This is a genomic window from Pseudomonas sp. Pseusp97, from assembly GCF_047304025.1.
GTDB lineage: Bacteria > Pseudomonadota > Gammaproteobacteria > Pseudomonadales > Pseudomonadaceae > Pseudomonas.
In genome coordinates this window covers 1-20,336 of record NZ_JBGLYK010000035.1, presented here as the reverse complement: position 1 = coordinate 20,336, position 20,336 = coordinate 1, and the positions used below count along the sequence as shown (strand labels likewise).

The following is a 20,336-nucleotide window of genomic DNA, read 5'->3' as shown; positions in this document are numbered from 1 at the left end:
TGAAGGTTGGCAAAGCGCGCGGGCAGGCCTGTCTTGCGCCCGGTGTCAGGCCCCCCTGTAGGAGCGAGCTTGCTCGCGAACAGCCCTCGCAACGACCATCAGGCCGCTCACTCGCAATACGGATAACGAGGCTCGCCGGCCAGCTCATTCCCGCGAAAAGCCCGGCCGCCTCAGAAGTCGCGCTTGTAGAAGATGTCCAGCGAACTGGCCAGACCGCTGGCCGCTTCCAGGTAGACCTTCTTGCTCAGCAGGTAACGCAGCGCGATGGTGTTGGCCGGCTCGAACACACCTACGCCGTAGCGCAGGCTGAGACGGTCGGACAGCTGTCCGCTGGCAACCACGCTGGTGCTGTTGCCGGTGCCTTCGGTGTCCAGCTGGAAGTCCTGGATGCCCAGGCGCTGCGCGACTTCGCCGGTCAGCGGCGCGCTGCCGGCCAGGCCGAGCGCGAGGGCCGCCTCGCCGAGCATGTTGCTGTCCTCGCCGCTGGACATCGGCCGGCCCAGCACCAGGTAGGACAGCGCCTGCTGCTGGCTCATGGCGGGCTCGGAGAACACCTCGCTGCGCGGCTGCTCGGCATTGCCGGTCAGGCGCAGGCCGGCGACCACATCGTCAACCCTGCGGATCGCCTCGACGTCGAGGAACGGCTGGTCGATAGGCCCGGCGAACAGCAGACGCGCGCGGCGGATGGTGAGCTTCTGGCCATAGGCGCGGTAGCGACCGTTGTTCAGGCGCAGTTCGCCACGGGTGTCCATGTTGTCGCCGATGTGCACCTGGCCCGCCAGCTCCGCGTTCAGGCCGAAACCGCTGAAGGTCAGCTTGTCGCTGCCGACCCTGACATCGATGTCCATGTTCAGCGCCAGGGCGCTTTTCGGTTCCTGCTTCGCGCCGACTATCACGGTGTCGTCGGACACCTTGACCGTCGACGGCGGCAATTGGCGGATGGTGATGGCGCCGCGCGGGACCTGCACCGAGCCGGAGACGGTGAGCCTTTCACCGGCCATCTGCACGGCGAGATCCGGTTCCACTTCGAGGTTGGCATAGGGCTCCACGGTCACTGGCAGACGGCTGCCGCGCAGCTTCACGTCGACATCCAGGCCGCTGGCCCAGGCGATGCGCCCGGACAGGCTGCCGTTACCGTGTTCGCCCGCCTTCCAGTCGCCGCTCAGGTCGACCTGCTCGCCGGCGATCCGCGCCGTGACCTGCAACTGCTCGAAACGGGTCGGCAGGTCGCCTCCGGAGACTTCGCCGTCATTCAGGCGCAGCTCGCCGTCCACCCGCGGCGCCAACAGACCACCGGAAATCTGCCCGCTGCCATTGAGGTGGCCTTTGAGGGTTTCCACCATGGGCGCGAAGGGGCGCGCCATGGAGATGTCCAGGCCATTGAGGCTGAAGGTGCCGTTCACCGGCTTGGCTTTTGGCCGAGGGTCGAGCTGGACCTGGGCCTGCAGGCTGCCCAGCTTGTCGCCCTGGAACTGCAGATTGGTGTCGATGCGCCGGGGCGTCAGGCGGCTCTCCAGCTGCAGGCGCTGGTAGGGGAAGTCGACCCACTCCTCCTGCTCCTTGATCCGCAGGGTGCCGTTGTTGGCATTGATCAGGATGGAGCCGTTGGGGCCGCTGGCGGGCAGGTCGAGCTGCACGTCGCCGTCGAGCTTGCCCTTCCAGTTGAAGTCGTCGGGCAGCCAGCGCGCCAGGCTGTCCAGCGGGAACTCGCGCAGGTGCATGCGCAGGCGTGGGTCGGGCATCAGCCGCTGGTCTTCCATGCACAGGCTGGCCGGGCCGGAAGCCCAGCAATGGGCGCCGAGGTTGATGCGCCCGTCCGCCAGGCGTTCCAGACGTGCCGGCTGTTGCAGGCGCCAGTCCTGCCCGCCGCTCTGGATGTCACCATTGGCCAGTCGCCCGCGCCAGTCCTTGCCGTTCCAGTTGCCGTCCAGGCCGAGGGCGAGCACCACCGGCTTGCCCTGCAGGTCCAGGGCGAGCTGCTGGCGCTGAAGATCACCGCTGCCGTCCAGCTTGAGGACTCCGAAATCCGTGTCGCCGCTGCGCAGCCCCTGGGCCGTCAGGCTCACCCGGCCGCGCTGGGCGGCATCGAGCGAGGCGCTCAGGTCCAGCGTGCGCAGGCCCTGGTCGGCGTAGGCGACACGCTGACCGTCGAGTTTCAGTTGCCCTTGCGGCGCCTGCAGCGTACCGGCCAGATCGAGCCGGCCGCTGACCTGGCCAAACAGCTGTGGCCACAGCTGGCCGAGGCGATTCAGCGCGATGTCGAAGCGACCGGACAGCCGCTGGTCCAGCTCGGCCTGCCCGCTGATGCGGTTGTCCCCCAGTTGCAGCGCCAGGCCATCGACCTTCCACGCCTGCCCCGCTGCCGTGGCATTCGCCTTGAAGCTGGCCGGCTGGCCGCGCAGGCGGCCTTGCAGATCGAGGTTGGCGTCGAGGTTCAGCACCTCGCCCTTGAGCGAGCCCTGACTGCGCAGCGGTCCGCCGAGGCGGCCGGGCATCTCTTCGAGCCAGTAGGCAGGGTCGAGGTCGGACAGGTCGAGCGCCGCATCCCAGGTCACTGCGTCGGCAAAACCGAGCTTCAGGTGCCCTTCGGCCTTGCCCTGCCCCGCCACCAGTTTCAGCGACGGCAGGAAGACTTCCGAAAGGTTGCCCGACACCGGGCTGGCCAGGGTGAAATCGCCGGCCGGCCCCTTGAAGGCGCCGTCGAAGTTACCCAGGTAGGCGCCATCGCTGTAGCTCACTTCAGCCTTGAAGCTGTGCACGCTCACCGGCGGCTCGTCGATCTGCGGGTACAGGCGACGCCAGGGGAAGTCGAGCCAGTCGAGCTGGGCGTTGGCGGCGAAAGCGTCCTTCCAGTCCAGACGCCCGGTGACGGCCACGCGCTGGTCCTTGCCGGCGCTCAGGTCCAGTGCGGCGATATCCGCGCCCTCGGCGTCGACGCGCCCGCGCAGGGTCAGCACCACCGGGCTTTCTTCGGCGGGCAGCACGGCGGCGCCGGCGAGTTGATAGCCATCCTTCAGGTTGCCGCTGGCGTTCAGGCGCAACTGGTTCAGCGTCAGGGTGTCGGGCAGCGAAGCATCCGCCTTGAAGCCATCGGCGGTCACCAGCGCGGTGGCCGGCAGGTTCTCCGCCAGCGGTTGCAGATCGCCCTCCAGCTTGCCGTTCAGGTAGCCGCTGCTTTGTGCCTGCAATTTGAGATGGCCCATCAGCTCACCCTTGGCCTGCAGTTGCAGGGTCCAGGATTTCTCGCCCGGCGCTGGCAGGCCAAGCGTACCTTCAGCCTCGAGCGGCCAGCCCTGGGTCGGCTTCAGCAGGCCCTTGAGCGACAGGTTCAGACCATCGCGGGCAAGCTTCACCGAGTCGATGTGCAGGCCCTCGTGGTCCCAGTGCGCCGCCAGTTCGGCGTCGCGCAGTTGCTCCTGGCCGTCGAGCAGTAAGCGGCCGATGCGGATGTCGCCCAGCTCCAGCGACAACGGCAGGCTCAAGTCAGGCAATTCGATGGGGCCGGACGATTCGCTCGGATCGCTCGGCGGCAGGGTCAGCAGCACTTCATTGGCCACGACCTTGTGCAGGCACAGGGTCATGCGCAGCAGGCAGGCCGGCGACCAGTCTATCTGCGGCTGGTCCAGCACCAGGTGGGTGGCGCCGTCGGACCATTCCAGGCGTTTGGCGCTGAAACCGCCAGCAAGGCGGCCATCGAATTCATCGACACTCAGGCCCGGCACCCAGCCCAGCACCGCGCGGCTCCCCGCGGGCGTGCCAAGCAAGGCAGCCACGCTGATGACCAGCAGCAGGATCAACCCGAGCAGGCCGCCCAGGCTCCAGCGCAGCGCGCGCATCCAGCCCGCGCGGCTCACAGTTCAGGCCCCATGGAGAAGTGCAGGCGGATGCCGCCGTCCTCATCCAGGCCATCGGCGAGGTCCAAGCGCAGCGGGCCGACCGGGGAAATCCAGCGGATACCGATGCCGACACCGGTCTTGAGCGAGGGGAAGTCCAGCGAGTTGAACGAGTTGCCCTGGTCGACGAACGCCGCAATGCGCCAGCGCTCGGCGATGGGGTACTGATACTCGACGCTGCCGGCGACCATGTAGCGACCACCGATGCGGTCGCCGTCGGAGTTCTTCGGCGACAGCGTCTGGTAGTCGTAGCCACGCACGCTCTGGTCGCCGCCGGCGAAGAAGCGCAGCGACGGCGGGATGGCGCTGTAGTCGTTGGTAGCGATGCCGCCGAGCTGGATGCGTCCGAGCAAGCGCTGCCCTCCCCAGAAACTGGTCACGCCCTTGGCCATGGCATTGATATGCGCGACGTCGGCGTCCGCCAACAGTCCTTCCTTGGCGCCTTTCACCTCGAATTGCAGGCGATAGCCCTTGCCGGGGTCGATCTTGTTGTCGGCTTCGAGGATCGAGTAGCCGATGCCCGGCATCAGGAAGCTGCTCAGGCCCGAGTCGTCGCCCAGCTTGTACTCCTCGCGCTGCCAGTTCAGCGAAACGACCCGCTGCCAGCCGCTGCCGAGCTTGTGGTGCCACTCGCCGCCCAGGGTCAGCAGCTTGCTTTCGGTATCCACCAGGTCTTCGTACTGATAGCCGCTGGTGAAGCGCAGCTTGTCGGTGAGCGGCGGGTCCAGCGGAATCTCGTACCAGGCGCCAACGTTCTGCCGGGGCGCGGAGACTTCCGCCTCGAAGCCCAGGCTGTGTCCCTGCGGGTTGACCCAGTGGCGGGTCCAGGTGGCCCGGGCGCGCGGCCCGACGTCGGTCGAGAACCCCAGCCCGAGCCCCATGGTGCGCGGCTTGCGCGCCTCCAGATGGACATGCACCGGCACCACCTCGCCATCGGCGTTGGTCGGCGCGGCGTCGACCCGCACGCCATCGAAGTAGCCGCTGGACTGCAACGCCTGGTTGAGGTCGGCGATCTGCTCCGAGTCGTAGTCGGTACCTTCCTTGAACGGCACCATGCGCTGCAGCAGGTCCTCGTCGAAGGGGAAATCGCCGGCGAAATCGACCTTGCCCAGGCGATAGCGCGGTCCGCTGGCGTACACCAGTTCGATGTCCGCCACGCCGGCCTCGGGGTCGATGCGCAACTGCTGCTGGGTGAACTGGCCACGGAAGAAACCGAAGCGCGAGGCCTGGTTCTGGATCAGCCGCTTGGCGTCCTCGTAGGCGCCATGGTTGAGCTGTGCGCCGGGTTTCAGCGCATCGCCGCCGGGCACCCGGAAGCTCTTGAGCTTGGCTGCCGGGCCGTCGACCCGCACGGTGACGTTACGCAGGTGGATGGGCTCGCCGGGCCGAACATTGATGCGCAGGGTGGGCACCTTGTCGTCGGTCACCCGGCCACGGATGCGCGCCTGGTAGTAACCCAAAGCCTGGGCGGCCTTCTGCGCCTGCTCTACGGCATTGCGCCGGAATCTTTGCAGGGCCGCCTGATCACGCTCGCCAAGGCTGCCCACATAGGCCTCGATATTGGCCTTGAGCGCAGCGTTGGCGGGGGTGACACGAACGTCGAGATGGGCTTCGGCCGCCAGCGCCCTCTGCAAGCAGAAGGCCATTACCAGCAGCAGCCCAAGCAATCCTTGGACAACTCTCATGGCGCGAAATGCTAGCACGGGTTTTCCCCGCTTTGCCTTCCTTCAGGCCGTAGGAAGCGTCTGAGGATTCGAGGCGCAGCCTATCCCGCCGACATTTTCACCGCCTCGCCCCCTCGGGTTGGATGGAACAGGACATGCTCACGGATCGGCCCCAGCGCCACCTCTCCCAGCTCCTCGTAGCCATGGCGCCGATAGAACTCCAGGTAGCGCGCGTTGCCGGTGTCCAGCACCAGACCCTGCGAACCGCCGTCCTCGGCGCACCAGGCGTGGAGCGCGTCGAGCAACTGCTCGCCCAGGTGCTTGCCCTGGAACTCCGGGTGCACGCCAATCAGCGGCAGGATGTGATAAGGCCCCGGCGGCAGGCAGCCGAGCACGGCGGCGTGGTAATCCAGATAGCGCCGCGTGCAGCCCAGGCCGGTGGTAAGCAGCATGCGCATGCGCCAGAACCAGCTCTCGGTGACATCCAGTCGACGTTGCGGCGGAACGACCAGCGCTACGCCCACCAGGCGATCCTCGATCAGCAGGCCGATGGCCGGCAGCTCCTCGAGGAAGTGCTGGTTGACCAGTTCACGGATGGTCGCGCGCACGCGCTGGTCGAACCCCGCGCGGTCGGATTCGAACAGGTAGGCGAAGGTGGGTTCATGGCGATAGGCGTGATAGAGCAGCGAGCGGACTTCACGGCTGTAGGCGCCGTCGAGCAGGCGGACTTCGGCGGGGGTATCAGGCATGCGGACACCTCTTCTTGTTGTGTGTTCCCTGGGGTTGGCGGTCCAGCCAGGAAACCCTAGCAGCGCCTCGCCGGGGTCGCCAGGATCGGCTTACCTGGGCTAGCATCGTGCTTTTGCCAGGGCGCCCCAGGATGAAAATCGTCTCCTTCAATATCAACGGATTGCGCGCAAGACCGCACCAGCTCCAGGCGATCATCGAGCGCCACCAGCCGGACGTGATCGGCCTGCAGGAAACCAAGGTTGCCGACGATCAGTTCCCTCGCGAGGACATCGAAGCCCTCGGCTACCACGTGCACTACCACGGCCAGAAGGGTCATTACGGCGTCGCCCTGCTCTCCCGCCAGGAACCGCTGGAACTGCAGCGCGGCTTCCCCAACGACGGCGAGGACTCCCAGCGCCGCTTCATCTGGGGCACCTTCAAGGATGCCAACGGCGAGCTGATCACCGTGATGAACGGCTACTTCCCGCAGGGTGAGAGCCGCGACCACCCGGTGAAATTCCCGGCCAAGCAGCGTTTCTACGCCGACCTGCAGGACCTGCTGGAAACCCGTTTCCAACCCACCCAGCAACTGGTGGTGATGGGCGACATCAACATCTCGCCGGAAGACTGCGACATCGGCATCGGCGAAGAGAACCGCAAGCGCTGGCTGAAGACCGGCAAGTGCAGCTTCCTTCCGGAAGAACGCGAGTGGCTGGCGCGCCTGAAAGGCTGGGGCCTGCTGGACAGCTTCCGCCTGCAGAACCCCAGCGTGGACGATCGCTTCAGCTGGTTCGACTACCGCAGCCGCGGCTTCGAGGACACGCCCAAGCGCGGCCTGCGCATCGACGTCATCCTCGCCTCCGAGGCCCTGCGCGGCCGCATCGCCGATACCGGCGTGGACTACGATATCCGCGGCATGGAAAAGCCTTCGGACCATGCGCCGATCTGGCTGCAACTGAAGTAACCAGGACCGACGGAAAAAGCCCGGCCAATGCCGGGCTTTTTCATTTCGCGGCGACGATTCAGGCTTCTTCCGCGCCGGTTCCTACCGTCTTGCTGATGGCACTGTAAGTGGTGTTGAAGCGTACGGTTTCGTTGAAACCCTTGACGATGGCACCGAAACGCTCCTTGGCGTCGAGCAGTTGCTTGAAGCGATCCGCCAGCTCGGAGCCCTGGCGCTGCAGTCCGGCCTCGCGCTCGTCCAATTCCTGAACCCGGGCGCGCAACTGGTTCAACTGACGGTCGATGTTCTGCTGCTCCTGGCTCAGCACTTCGGCACGCTTGGTGGTGGCGCGGTCACGGCTGTCGACGGTTTCCGCCAGCGCCTGGAGGGCGGTGCTGCGCTCGGCGAGCACGGCGGCATTGTGCTCGGCTACACGCTCGATGCCCTGTTTTTCCTCCTGAAGACGCTGCTCCAGTTGCCCCAGACGTTCCTCCCGCTCGACCAGTTGACGCTCGCGTTCCAGCGTCGCCAGGCGGCGCTCCTCGAGCGCTTCGCGCATCTTCACGATCTCCAGCTTCTGCTGTGAAAGGCCGTGGGCCATGCCTGCCAGCGAGTCGAGCGTGGACTGCACATCGTGCAGGACCCCATCGGTTTCAAGGGCCGCGGCTTGACGTACGGACACGGCGGATTCCACCGATGGGCGGGCGTTCGAGGTGTCGGTGGTGGAAGGTTGGGCTTGGGCGTTCATGATCGATTGTTCCTCTTGGGAAAAGTGGGAAACGGGCTGAATGGAGGGGGACATCGCGGCATCGTCGACCGACCTGGAATCAAGGTCCGAGGCCTGCAGCGGTGAGAGCGAATCGAGCAGGGCTGCAGCTGCGTCGGAATCGGCGGCCTGCTGCTCTGCCGAAGCGGTCCCGGTGATCAACGTCTGCGAATCGATGACATCGGAGAGAACCGTCTCGACCGCCGCGAGCCCGGAACAGGCCGAAGCGAGATCGGCGAGGTCCCTTTCGAGGCTTTCGAAGGCCTCGACAGTCTGGGAATCGGTACTCTGTCCGGCGGGCGCGGAAGCGTTCCCACGAATGGGGATGTAACCCGCTGACAATGTCGGACGGGCGCTGCCCTCGACCTGCTCGGACAGCTGAGGAGCGGCCATGACTGGCGTGTTTACCTCCTGATGTCCTTCGTACCGCTTCGCATCTGAAGTCATGAAACGTCCTACCTTGAGTGTGGTCAGCCACACCTCTCCAGAAAGTCGCTCGCGGATACGAACGGGACCAGGATCGATGGCGTTCAAGCTGACCGGAAGAGCCGATGGGCTGTCCCGCGTTTCTTCGGTTGATGAGGCGCGGGGCAGGTTGTGGGAAGAATTCTTACAGGCAGGAACCACCATGAATGTCAGTAAATTCCTGCAACGGCGAAGGAAAACTATGCAAGGCCATGTGCTTGAATCGACTGAGTCGCAAGGCAATACAGCCAGTCGGCAAAGGCATCTAATCGGGCTGGCCGCGCTAGAGCAGACCGATCTCCTCACTGATGGAGAAGAGCTCTTCCAGGTTCGCAGCCGACAGCTTGCGCATCAGTTGCCGCTTGTGTTGACCGATGCTCGCTCCTGACAGCTCCAGCACCTGAGCCAGCGAAGCCACCGAGCGTCCGCCGCGCAAGCCGTGGAGGACCGCGACCAGATGAGTGGGGAGGACCAGCGCAGACTCCAGCCGAGGATTGCCATTGATTGGTAACCGCTTATGTTCCGGAAACACCTTGCCACCCGCGAGAACCGCGTCGACGGCGCGTCCGATAAGAGTCGGGCGGTCTTCCATGAGCAGAAAGCCCGATACGCCGATGCGAATCGCCCGCTGGATATTCAATGGCGAGGCCAGGCTCGAGCAGACCAGTACCGGGGTCGTCGGTTTGAGCCGACCATCACGCCTTAACAGGGTGACCAGCTCCATGCCATGAATGTCAGGCAACTCCAGCGTCACCACCAGCAGGTCGCAATCACTGGCGTCCAGGCAGCTCAAGGCCTGGCGCGCAAACTTGAAATGCACGTCGCACTGATGACCGTGGTCCAGCAGGAACCGGCGAATCGTAAGGAAGTCACTTCGTGACGGCTCGATGAGCACTATGCGGGCCATGTTCCTCCTTGCAGCAAAGGCCCCGCGGGCCGGGTGCGACATGGCGTATCCAGAGGATTCACCGCAGCAGTCGTTCCCGCAGACATATCAATCTTTGCCGGCACCAGCAGAATGCACCGCAGGGTCAATTGGATGAAGCCGGACAGATCCGTGTCTCGGCAACTCCATGACTCCGGCGTTACTGCGGCGGCAGGCACTATCGGCCGGAGCGTGCAACGACGCGCCGGCCGCTCCGATCACTCGTTGACCGCCTTGGAGATGGCGGACAGGGTGCTGTTGAACTGCACCGTTTCGTTGAAGCTCTTCACGATGGCGCTGAACTTGTCCTTGGCGCTCTGCAGTTGCTTGAGCCGAACCCCCAATTCCTCGCTCTTGCGCTTGAGCGAGCTCTCGCGCTCGTCCAGCTCACTGGCGCGCTGCCGCAGACTGGCTGCCTGCTCATCGATACGCTGCTGCTCCAACTGGAGCGACTCGGCGCGCTTGACGGTGGTCTTGTCGCGCAGGTCAACGGTCTGGGCGAGCTCCCGGAGTGCTTCGCTGCGCTCGGCAAGCAGGCGATTGTTTTCGGCGGCCATGCGATCCAGGTTGGTCTTGGCTTCCTTCAGATGGTTCTCGAGCTGCAGCAGGCGTTCTTCCTTGTCGCTTGCCTGGCGCTCACGCTCCTGCAGTTGAGCGTTCCACTCCTCCAGCTCCTCCTGCAGGCGACCGGCCGCCTGCTTCTGCTGGGTGAGCCCCTGGGCCATGCCCGCGAGAGAGTTCAGGGTGCTCTGCACATCGGTCAGCACGTCGTCGGGGTCGGCTTCGAGCTGAGGCACGCTCAGGGTGGCTGCTACTTCCTGCAACTCCACCGAGGTGACAGGTGCAGTGCTCCGTGCGTCGTCCACGATTGACTCATCGCGCATGTCGGTCATTTCAGTTTCCTTCTGGATAAAGATGCCCTGAAGCACCGCTTCAAGGTTACTGTCGTCGGCCTGCCGGTCTTCGGCGGCCCGGGTGGCGGTGTCGCTCTGCGTCATGCGCGACGCCGCCGCAATCGCAGGCTCGTCGTGGACGACACTGGCAGCCGCCAGCACAGCCAACGCATCCTCGAGGCTCGCGATCATCGGCTCGAAACCGAACTCGTCAGGCTCGGCCGCCTCCTCGATCGCGGGGAATGCCTCGGCGTCTGCGCAGGCCATATCGAGCAGCCGGGACGACTGCGCAGGCTCCCAATACAGGACGGCCGCCGCGCCTTCGGCCCCGGGCTCGGCGACTGCCACTTCCGGCTGAGGTTGCGCCAGGGCTTCTGTAGTGCTGCTGGCCTCGCTCGCTGCGAAGGTTTCCGGGGCGGCCATATCCGATACGTCGGATGCCACCATGACCTGCGGCAGGTCCTGCTCGTTCAGGACCTCGACCATGGGCTCGCTGACAACTACCGGCTCTGCAATATCGCCGGACGGTGCGGCCGGCTCCGGCACCACGGGTGGTCGCGAGCGCAGGACGGGTTTCCTGGCGATACGCACACCGCTGACGACAAGGGTCGGAGCCGCCACCTTGGGTGCTTCCGGTACATCCTCGCGCGGCGGCTCGGGCAACGTCTCGCTCACAGCGTCACTCTCTGCGGCGACCTCAGGAATCTCCGCTTCAGGCTCAATCTCTGTCGTTACCACGGGCACTTCCATTTCCTGCACTTCCTGATGGATCACTTCCTGTTGCGGCGGCTCGACGACAGGCGCGGACGGCACTTGCCATTCATTCAGAGGGATCGCAGGAACGATTTGCGCCACTTCGAGCGAGGGCGGCTCCGCCGGGTGATCGGCTTCTGGTGTGGCGACACCGGCAACGTCAGTGCGCACCTGGATATCCTGCGCGAACGATTCCGATAGGATTTCCTCCTGCCGGGCGGGCACGTCCTGGCTGACCTCGGCTGGTTCAAGCTCAAGCTCATCCACTGCGACGGGCTGCTCCAAGGTTGCGTGCAGCTCCGCGACCTCCTCCTGCGGAGCGGGAGCAGCGTCGGGCGCATCCTGCGGCACCGATGCGCCAGCATTCAGGAAGTCCTGATCCACGGAGTCCAGCGGAACACTGTCGGCCATGCCCAGCGCATGCAACTCGTCAATCCCGGCACTGGATGCCGGGGCGGACGGTTCAGCATCGCCGGGAGCTTCCACCCCGGGCTCCGCCGACGCCTGGCCAGCGGCGTCATTGAGCCGCGACTGACGAGCAAAGTGCGCGAAGTCCAGGATCATCTCGGTGGACAATTCGAAACCCAGGTCATCGATCCTGGCTGGTGCATCGTCATCCTCGTCGTCCGGCCGGCGCAGCACGTTCGCCGCAGGCGCAGGCGGACGCACACCCAGCATTCCGGCCCTCGACAACAGGTGCAGCCAGGAGCGCAACGGCTGCAGCGGCAGGCGGATGCCCTGGAAGGTCAAGGCCCGCGGTGCCGGCAGGCTCAGTGCACGGCGGCGCCAGGGACGTCCCCAGGATGCGGCGGAGGCTACATGCAGGGCCAGCGCGGTCGGTTTGACGCGATGCTCGGTGCCAGCCTGAGCTGGCGCGCTATGGGATTGGGTCATGATCACTTTCCGGCGGGGACGTTGAAACGGCGCAAGTTTCGCTTGGGCGGAAAACCGGTGTTATCAGGCTTTCCTGATGAGCCGGGAGATTTTTCCTATCACTCCGTCAGCACTCATGCGTCAGCAACTCGCGCAATCCCCCCTCAGTCGTGGCTCCAGTGAGGCTGGCTCTTCCTGGCCAGCCTGTTGGCGGAAATACGCTGCACGACGCCGGCGAGGTCCAGCACCGTCACCAGGACGAACAGCGGGACCACCAGCAGGAGCATCGCGGGCGCCACGGCCAGTGTCCTGTCAGGGGCAATGACCAGTGAGCCGGCCATCAGCATCACCAGCAGGATGAGCACCAGCTTCATCAGCACCGACGCAAAATCGAAAATCTCGTCCATCTCGTTCTCCGGCATGGCCGTATCGGGCGCCCTGTATAACCCCGGGCCGGAGGGCGTCGAAATGGGAAATGTCCTGCAATCCATCGGTCATGTCTGAAGGCCGCGCAAACCGCCCTGCCCTGCAGCCAGGCGTCATATCGATGCAATGATTCCGACTTAATCTGCCGCGCCAACGATGCCTCAAAATGGAAGTTGACCCATGCAGTACAAGTCGAGCCCCAGCGACGCCCAACCCTGGCCCGTGACCATCGCCTGGCTCACCATCGCGTTCATCTGCTACGCGTTCCCCTGGTCGGCATTCGCCGCCCTGCCCTCGTCCCAGGGCGGTGAGCCGGTGCTGCGCATCCAGGGCTCCAACACCATCGGCGCGCACCTGCTGCCGGAGCTGGTGAAGGGCCTGCTGGTCAGCGAGGGCTACAGCGATGTCAGCGCCAAACCGGGCAAGGCGGAGAACGAGCAGCGCATCATCGGTCGCAGCCCGGAAGGCAAGGAGGCCATCGTCGATCTGGCAGCCCACGGTTCCAGCACCGGTTTCGTCGCGCTCAAGGACAACAGCGCCGAGCTGGCCGCCGCCTCGCGCCCGATCAAGGACGCGGAGGTCGCGGGCCTTTCGGCATCGGGGAACCTGCGCAGCGCCAAGGCCGAACAGGTGATAGGCATCGACGGCCTGGCGATCATCGTCAACCCGGCCAACCCGCTGGATGAGATGACTACCGATACGCTGGCGAAGATCTTTTCCGGCGAGGTGAAGACCTGGGAAGAAATCGGCGGGCACGGCGGCGCGATCCACCTGTATTCCCGCGACGACAACTCCGGGACCTTCGATACCTTCAAGGAGTTGGTCCTCGCCAGCCACGGCAAGGCGCTGGCAAACGGCGTGCAGCGTTTCGAGTCCAGCGACCAGCTGTCCGCGGAGGTCAGCAAGGATCCGCAGGGCATCGGCTTCGTCGGCCTGTCGTCGATCCAGAAGTCAAAGGCCCTGCGCATCGCCGATGGCGACTCCCAGGCCATGCCGCCGTCCGCCACCCTCATCGCCACCGAGGATTACCCGCTGTCGCGGCGCCTGTTCCTTTATATGAAGCCCGAGGAACCGAACCGCTGGGCCCGCGCCCTGCTGCAGTTCGCCCAGGGCGACAAGGGCCAGGCCCTGGTAAGCGCCAGCGGTTTCGTCGGCCAGCGCGTGCAGGCGGTGAAGATGGCGCCGCGCGCGAGCATGCCGGAGAACTACCAGGCCCTGGCGCGCGACGCCGAGCGGCTGTCGGTCAACTTCCGCTTCCGCGAGGGCAGCGCCACCCTGGACAACAAGGCCCAGCGTGACATCGACCGCCTGCTGGCCTACCTGCAGCACAACGGCAAGATGAACAAGCAGGCGGTGCTGGTCGGCTTCGGCGATCCGAAGCAGGACCCGGCCCGCGCCGAGCTGCTTTCCAAGCTGCGCGCCATGGCCGTGCGCCGCGAGCTGGCGAAGGAAGGCGTGATGTTCCGCGAGATCAGCGGCATGGGCGATGCCCTGCCGGTGGCGGCCAACAGCGACAACGACGGCCGGGTGAAGAATCGCCGCGTGGAGGTCTGGGTTTACTGAAGATCCTGAACTCTTTCCGAGGATCAGCATCCAGATTTCTGTCGGGCGCTGACTCCTCGGTCTCGAATTCATGTAGGAACTTGTTACGTTCCACCGCTTGCCTGAGGCGTCCGCTCTGCTATTTTCGCGCCAGTGACGCCGGGCCCCTCTGACGGTTGCCAACCGCCATGTCGGAGTCACTTTTCGACAACGACACTAAGGGAGGGGCCACATGACAGCTCTGCACGCCTTTTTGACCGAACCATTCCTCGGAACCGCCACCTGGTTCTGGCTGGCCTTCCTGGCCATCGTGATTCTTCTGCTCGTACTCGACCTGGGCGTCCTGCAACGCGATCACCATGAGATCGGCGTGCGCGAGAGCCTGATGCTCTCTGCCGGCTACTTCGCCTGCGGCCTGGCCTTCGGCGGCTGGGTCTGGTACGAGTTCGGCGCCACCAGCGCGGTGGAATACTACACCGGTTTCCTCGTCGAACAGTCGTTGTCCATGGACAACGTGTTCGTCATGGCGATGATCTTCGGCTTCTTCGGCATCCCCCGCCGCTACCAGCACCAGGTGCTGTTCTGGGGCATCCTCGGCGCCATCGTCATGCGCGCGCTGATGATCGGCCTGGGCGCCGCGCTGGTGAAGGAATTCGAATGGATCATGTATGTGTTCGGCGCCTTCCTGCTGTTCAGCGGCGTGAAGATGCTGTTCAGCAGGCATGACGACGAGCCGGACCTGGCGAACAACCCGGTACTGAAGTTCCTGCGCAAGCGCATCCGCATGACCGACACCATTCACGAGCACCACTTCTTCGTGAAGATGCCCGATGCCTCGGGCAAGCTGGTGCGCTATGCCACTCCGCTGTTCCTGGCGCTGATCCTGATCGAACTGGCCGACTTGGTGTTCGCCGTGGACAGCGTGCCGGCGATCTTCGCCATCACCCAGGACCCGTTCATCGTCTACACCTCGAACATCTTCGCGATCCTCGGCCTGCGCGCCCTGTACTTCTCGCTGGCGGCGATGATCCACCGCTTCGTCTACCTGAAGTACGCCCTGGCGCTGGTGCTGGTGTTCATCGGCACGAAGATTTTCCTGCACGGATTCATCGGCAAGGTTCCCGCCGCCCTGTCGCTTGGCGTAACCTTCGGCCTTTTGGCGGGTGGCATACTGCTATCCTTGCTCAAGACCCGCCGATCCAGCGAGGAGCCGCTGGAAATCGTCAGCCAGGAGAGGACCCATGCAAGCGCTGGAGGTGAGGATCGAAGCCGTTGAGTTTCGCGGCCGGGCCTATTGGCAGGTCCGCCTCGGTCGACGCGCGCTGCGATTTCCCCATGAGGCCGCCGCGCGCGCCTTCGCCGCCCAGTTGCATACGAGACGGCAGTGGCTGCTCGAGCAGCAGGCGAAGAGCGACGGGCCGGAGCCTGCTCCCGTGCAATGAATGAACAAGGCCAGCGCAAGCTGGCCTTGTTCGTTGGCGGAGGCTGTTCGCGAGCAAGCTCCCTCCTACGAAGAGCATGTAGGGCGCATAACCCGGAACGAGTTATCCGCCGGAGCCGTCGATGGCGGATAACGCCGTAGGCGTTATGCGCCCTACCCTCTGACCCGAGCCAATGAAAAAGGCCCGCATCAGCGGGCCTTTTTCATGGTTGCCTGGGATCAGCGGCTGCTGCGCAGCGCATCACGCGGCACGTACTTGCCGATCTCGTACTTGCCGATGGCCGCGCGGTGCACTTCGTCCGGGCCGTCGGCCAGGCGCAGGGTGCGCTGCATGGCATAGAAGTACGCCAGCGGGGTGTCGTTGGAGACACCGGCGCCGCCGTGCATCTGGATGGCGCGGTCGATCACCTGCAGCGCGACGTTCGGCGCCACCACCTTGATCTGCGCGATCTCGCTCTGGGCGAACTTGTTGCCGGCGGTATCCATCATGTACGCGGCATTGAGGGTCAGCAGGCGAGCCTGGTTGATCTCGATGCGCGAGTTGGCGATGTGGTCGATGTTGCCGCCCAGGCGCGCCAGCGGCTTTCCGAAGGCGGTACGGCTGACGGAGCGCTTGCACATCAGTTCCAGCGCGCGCTCGGCCATGCCGATGGAGCGCATGCAGTGGTGGATACGGCCCGGGCCGAGGCGACCCTGGGCGATCTCGAAGCCGCGTCCTTCGCCGAGCAGCACGTTCTCGTAGGGCACGCGGACGTTCTCGAAGAGCACTTCGGCATGGCCGTGCGGGGCGTCGTCATAGCCGAACACCGGCAGCGGGCGGAGGATCTTCACGCCGGGGGTGTCGGTGGGGACCAGGATCATCGAATGCTGCTGGTGACGCGGCGCGTCCGGGTTGGTCAGGCCCATGAAGATCATGATCTTGCAGCGCGGATCGCAGGCGCCGGAGGTCCACCACTTGCGGCCGTTGATGACCCACTCGTCACCCTCGCGCACCGCGTTGGCTTCCATGTTGGTGGCATCCGAGGAAGCCACGCCCGGCTCGGTCATGGCGAAGGCGGAGCGGATCTCGCCGCGCAGCAGCGGCTCCAGCCAGGTGCGCTTGTGTTCTTCGGTGCCGTAGCGCACCAGCACTTCCATGTTGCCAGTGTCCGGGGCGGAGCAGTTGAAGGGTTCGGAACCCATCAGCGAGCGGCCCATGATTTCCGCCAGCGGCGCATATTCCATGTTGGTCAGGCCGGCGCCCAGTTCGGACTCGGGCAGGAACAGGTTCCACAGACCCTCGGCCCGGGCCTTGGCCTTCAGCTCTTCCATGATGGCCGTGGGCTGCCAGCGGTCGCCCTGCGCCACTTGCTCCTCGAACACCTTCTCGGCGGGATAGACATAGGCATCCATGAACGCGGTAACGCGTTCACGCAGGTCCTGAACCTTGGCGGAATAAGCGAAATCCATGGGGGCTAACCTTCTGGCGGCGGTTGTTTGTGTGGTGATGATGCTAGAACAGCCCAAGGCATTTACCCAGCCTATTATCCGAATCAATGAACATTCATAACCCGTATGGACCTGAGCGTTCGTTCGGGTATGATCGGCCGCAGAACAACTACAAGCGGAGCCCTGGAATGAACCTCAGCAAGGTCGATCTGAACCTGTTCATCGTCTTCGACGCGATCTACACCGAAGCCAACCTGACCCGCGCCGGACAGATAGTCGGCATTACCCAGCCCGCTGTTTCCAACGCCCTCGCCCGCCTGCGCGAGACCTTCAACGACCCGCTGTTCGTGCGCACCGCGCAGGGCATGGTGCCCACGCCCATGGCGCAGAACATCATCGGGCCGGTGCGCAACGCGCTGCAGTTGCTGCGCGTCTCGGTGCAGGAAAGCCGCACCTTCACGCCGACCCAGGCGAGCAAGACCTACCGCATCAGCATGACCGACCTCACCGAGGCCATCGTCCTGCCACCGCTGTTCCAGCGCCTGCGCCGCCTGGCGCCGAACGTGCACATCGAGAGCTTCCTCTCCAAGCGCCGCGAGACCACCAAGGAGCTGGCCGCCGGTCGCCTGGACTTCGCCGTGGACGCGCCGCTGAATACCGATCCGCAGGTGCGCCACGTCAAGCTGATGGAGGACCGCTACGTCTGCGCCATGCGCCAGGGCCACCCGCTGGCCAAGGACAAGCTGACGCTGGAGGAATACCTGTCGGTGGCGCACATCCAGATTTCCAGCCGCCGCAGCGGCCTGGGCTATGTGGACCTGTCACTGGGCAAGATGGGCCTGCAGCGCAAGATTGCCCTGCGCTCGCAGCACTACCTGATGGCCTCCACCGTGGTACAGCAGACCGACATGGTAGTCACCGTGCCCGAGCGCTTCGCCCGCCACCATGGCCTGCATTTCGTCGACCTGCCGGTGAACGACGTGCCCAAGCTGGAAACCCACCTGTACTGGCACGAAAGCACCGACCAGGACCCGGCCAACCGCTGGATGCGCGAGCAGATCATCGAGCTGTGCCAGCAGGTGACGGCACGGGAAGCGCGCGAGGCGGCAGAGCGCACCTGATGTTTCGGACGATACCCATCGATGGGTATCGCTTCGCTCCACGCCATCCTACGTTGGCCATTCCTGGCATCCTGCGCCGCATCGGCTTTTGTAGGAGCGGAGCTTCTCCGCGAAACCCGGCGAAGCCGGGACAGACGTTGTGGCCGGCCTGCCGGCCGGATCGCGGATAAGATTCGCTCCTCCAGGTAACTCCAGCGACCGTCGGAGCTGTAGGAGCGAGCTTGCTCGCGAACCGCCCAGCCGAGAAATCCCCAGCGAGCATTGTTCGCGAGCAAGCTCGCTCCTACAGAAAAGCAAGCCACCCGCAAACCCCGCCCTGCCGAAGTGCCTGTCCAACGAACAGGCCGGGGTCTGCCGGCGAACCCTTCAAAGACTCCGCGCGATCACCAGCCGCTGCACGTCGCTGGTGCCTTCGTAGATCTGGCACACGCGCACGTCGCGGTAGATGCGCTCCACCGGGTAGTCCTGCAGATAGCCATAGCCGCCGAGGGTCTGGATCGCCGCGGAGCACACGCGTTCGGCCATCTCCGAGGCGAACAGCTTGGCCATCGAGGCTTCGGTCAGGCACGGCAGGCCGGCTTCGCGCAGGCTGGCGGCGTGGTGGACCATCTGCCGCGCCACGGCGATCTCGGTGGCCATGTCGCTCAAGCGGAAGGCCACCGCCTGGTGCTGGATGATCGGCTTGCCGAAGGTTTCCCGCTCGTGGGCGTAGTCGCGGGCGTATTCGAAGGCCGCGCGGGCCATGCCGACCGCCTGCGAGGCGATGCCGATGCGCCCGCCCTCGAGATTCGCCAGGGCGATGGCGTACCCCTGTCCCTCCTCACCCAGCCGGTAGCCGGCCGGGATACGCACGTCGTCGAAGGCGATCTGGCAGGTATCGGAAGCATGCTGGCCGAGCTTGTCCTCGACGCGCACCACGCGGTAGCCGGGGGTATCGGTGGGCACGATGAAGGCGCTGATGCCCTTCTTGCCCGCCGCCGCATCGGTCACCGCGAAGACGATCACCAGGCCCGCATGCTTGCCGGAGGTGATGAACTGCTTGCTGCCGTTCAGCACGTAGTGATCGCCGTCGCGGCGTGCGCGGGTCTTCAGGAAGCTGGCGTCGGAGCCGGCCTGCGGCTCGGTCAGGGCGAAGGCGCCGATCATCTCGCCACGGGCCAGCGGCACCAGGAACTGGCGCTTCTGCTCGTCGTTGCCGAACTTGGCGATGGGCATGCAGCCCACCGAGTTGTGCACGCTCATGATGGTCGAGCAGGCGCCGTCGCCGGCGGCGATTTCCTCCAGCGCCATGGCGTAGGCCAGGTGGCCGGTCTGTGCGCCGCCCCACTCCTCGGCCACCAGCATGCCGAGGAAGCCGAGGTCGGCCATTTCCTTCAGCGCTTCGGCCGGGAAACGGTGCTCGCGATCCCAGTCGGCGGCGAAAGGCCTGAGCCGTTCCTGGGCGAACTGGCGGGCAACGTCGCGTATCTGGATGTCTTCTTCGCTGGGGATCATCTCTCGCTCCTTAGACCAGACGCTCGACCGCGATGGCCGTGGCTTCACCGCCACCGATACACACCGAGGCGACGCCGCGCTTGAGGTCGTACTGCTTGAGCGCCGACAACAGGGTCACGATCACCCGCGCGCCGGAGGCGCCGATGGGGTGGCCGAGGGCGCAGGCGCCGCCGTGGACGTTGAGCTTGTCGTGGGGAATGTCGAGGTCGCGCATGGCGGCCATGGCAACCACGGCGAAGGCCTCGTTGACTTCGAACAGATCGACGTCGCCCAGCGCCCAGCCGGTACGCTGCATCAGGCGCTCCACCGCGCCCACCGGGGCGGTTGGGAACAGGTTCGGCGCATCGGCGTAGGACGAATGCCCGCGGATCGCCGCCAGCGGCGTCAGGCCACGCTTCTCGGCTTCGGACAGGCGCATCAGCACCAGCGCGGCGGCGCCGTCGGAGATGGAGCTGGCATTGGCCGCCGTCACCGTACCGCCGTCGCGGAAGGCCGGTTTCAGGGTGGGTATCTTGTCGAGTTTTGCCTTCGGCGGCTGCTCGTCCTCGCTGATGGCGCGCAGTTCCTTTCCGGACTTGACCGTCACCGCGACGATCTCGTCCTTGAAGCGGCCTTCGCTCATGGCCTTCTGCGCGCGGGTCAGCGAGGCGATGGCGTAGTCGTCCTGCTGCTCGCGGGTGAAACAGTATTTCTCGGCGCAATCCTCGGCGAAGGTGCCCATCAGGCGCCCTTTGTCGTAGGCGTCCTCGAGACCGTCGAGGAACATGTGGTCGAGCACCCGGCCGTGGCCCATGCGGTAGCCGCTGCGGGCGCGGTCCAGCAGGAACGGCGCGTTGGACATGCTCTCCATGCCGCCGGCCAGGGCGACGCGGGCGCTGCCGGCGAGGATGGCGTCGTGGGCCAGCATCGCGGCCTTCATGCCCGAACCGCACATCTTGTTCACCGTGGAGCACGGTGTGCCACGCGCGAGGCCGTGCTGG

The 20,336-nt window shown here is 65.3% G+C and carries 15 protein-coding genes; 5 read left to right on the top strand and 10 right to left on the bottom strand.

The annotated features are described in order from the left end of the window. Nucleotides 1–170: 170 nt before the first annotated feature. The 3 genes from ACCC94_RS09310 to ACCC94_RS09300 form a co-directional block, all read right to left on the bottom strand. The gene (locus tag ACCC94_RS09310; RefSeq protein ID WP_413349116.1) at nt 171–3,836 is read right to left on the bottom strand and encodes a translocation/assembly module TamB domain-containing protein; all 3,666 of its coding nucleotides are present in this window, start codon (nt 3,834–3,836) and stop codon (nt 171–173) included. 14 nt (nt 3,837–3,850) lie between these two features. Beyond that, nucleotides 3,851–5,578 (bottom strand): autotransporter assembly complex protein TamA, encoded by a 1,728-nt coding sequence (locus ACCC94_RS09305; RefSeq protein WP_413349096.1) that lies wholly within the window; start codon nt 5,576–5,578, stop codon nt 3,851–3,853. A gap of 80 nt (nt 5,579–5,658) precedes the next feature. Then, entirely contained in the window at nt 5,659–6,306 is a 648-nt protein-coding gene (locus ACCC94_RS09300) for a GNAT family N-acetyltransferase (protein ID WP_413349094.1), read from the bottom strand. A 131-nt stretch (nt 6,307–6,437) separates the two neighbouring features. Between ACCC94_RS09300 and xthA the strand changes: the two genes are divergently transcribed. Beyond that, entirely contained in the window at nt 6,438–7,250 is an 813-nt protein-coding gene (gene xthA, locus ACCC94_RS09295; protein ID WP_413349092.1) for an exodeoxyribonuclease III, read from the top strand. Between the two features lie 58 nt (nt 7,251–7,308). On the opposite strand, the gene ACCC94_RS09290 is transcribed toward xthA, so the two are convergent. The 4 genes from ACCC94_RS09290 to ACCC94_RS09275 all read right to left on the bottom strand — a co-directional run bounded on the left by ACCC94_RS09290 (nt 7,309) and on the right by ACCC94_RS09275 (nt 12,311). Next, nucleotides 7,309–8,625, bottom strand: coding sequence for a hypothetical protein (locus tag ACCC94_RS09290; protein WP_413349091.1), 1,317 nt, complete (start codon nt 8,623–8,625; stop codon nt 7,309–7,311). A gap of 118 nt (nt 8,626–8,743) precedes the next feature. Then, a complete protein-coding gene (locus ACCC94_RS09285; protein ID WP_413349089.1) occupies nt 8,744–9,367 on the bottom strand; it encodes a response regulator in 624 nt (207 codons plus the stop codon). A gap of 236 nt (nt 9,368–9,603) precedes the next feature. Next, complete coding sequence (locus ACCC94_RS09280) at nt 9,604–11,925, bottom strand: hypothetical protein (RefSeq protein ID WP_413349087.1); 2,322 nt, start codon at nt 11,923–11,925, stop codon at nt 9,604–9,606. A gap of 143 nt (nt 11,926–12,068) precedes the next feature. Then, on the bottom strand, nt 12,069–12,311 hold the full coding sequence (locus tag ACCC94_RS09275; RefSeq protein ID WP_413349086.1) for a hypothetical protein: 243 nt from the start codon (nt 12,309–12,311) through the stop codon (nt 12,069–12,071). Between the two features lie 199 nt (nt 12,312–12,510). On the opposite strand from ACCC94_RS09275, the gene ACCC94_RS09270 reads away from it, so the two are divergent. From ACCC94_RS09270 to ACCC94_RS09260, 3 genes are all read left to right on the top strand, one after another. Further along, on the top strand, nt 12,511–13,893 hold the full coding sequence (locus tag ACCC94_RS09270) for a substrate-binding domain-containing protein (protein WP_413349085.1): 1,383 nt from the start codon (nt 12,511–12,513) through the stop codon (nt 13,891–13,893). 211 nt (nt 13,894–14,104) lie between these two features. Continuing rightward, nucleotides 14,105–15,148: a TerC family protein gene (locus ACCC94_RS09265; RefSeq protein WP_413349084.1), complete on the top strand. Its 1,044-nt coding sequence runs from the start codon at nt 14,105–14,107 to the stop codon at nt 15,146–15,148. Continuing rightward, nucleotides 15,114–15,314: a hypothetical protein gene (locus ACCC94_RS09260; protein ID WP_413349083.1), complete on the top strand. Its 201-nt coding sequence runs from the start codon at nt 15,114–15,116 to the stop codon at nt 15,312–15,314. The genes ACCC94_RS09265 and ACCC94_RS09260 overlap by 35 nt, the downstream gene beginning before the upstream one ends. A gap of 218 nt (nt 15,315–15,532) precedes the next feature. On the opposite strand, the gene ACCC94_RS09255 is transcribed toward ACCC94_RS09260, so the two are convergent. Further along, on the bottom strand, nt 15,533–16,762 hold the full coding sequence (locus ACCC94_RS09255) for an acyl-CoA dehydrogenase (protein WP_017518017.1): 1,230 nt from the start codon (nt 16,760–16,762) through the stop codon (nt 15,533–15,535). Nucleotides 16,763–16,929: 167 nt separating this feature from the next. Between ACCC94_RS09255 and ACCC94_RS09250 the strand changes: the two genes are divergently transcribed. Beyond that, nucleotides 16,930–17,862 carry a LysR family transcriptional regulator gene (locus tag ACCC94_RS09250; protein WP_413349082.1) on the top strand — a complete coding sequence of 311 codons (933 nt, stop codon included), beginning with the start codon at nt 16,930–16,932 and terminating at the stop codon, nt 17,860–17,862. A 366-nt stretch (nt 17,863–18,228) separates the two neighbouring features. Here the strand turns inward: ACCC94_RS09250 and ACCC94_RS09245 are convergent, their stop codons facing one another. Together ACCC94_RS09245 and ACCC94_RS09240 are read right to left on the bottom strand one after the other, a co-directional pair. Further along, nucleotides 18,229–19,356: an acyl-CoA dehydrogenase family protein gene (locus ACCC94_RS09245; protein ID WP_413349081.1), complete on the bottom strand. Its 1,128-nt coding sequence runs from the start codon at nt 19,354–19,356 to the stop codon at nt 18,229–18,231. Between the two features lie 10 nt (nt 19,357–19,366). Continuing rightward, nucleotides 19,367–20,336, bottom strand: a 970-nt coding sequence (locus ACCC94_RS09240; protein WP_413349080.1) for an acetyl-CoA C-acyltransferase, incomplete at its 5' end; no start/stop codon positions are given.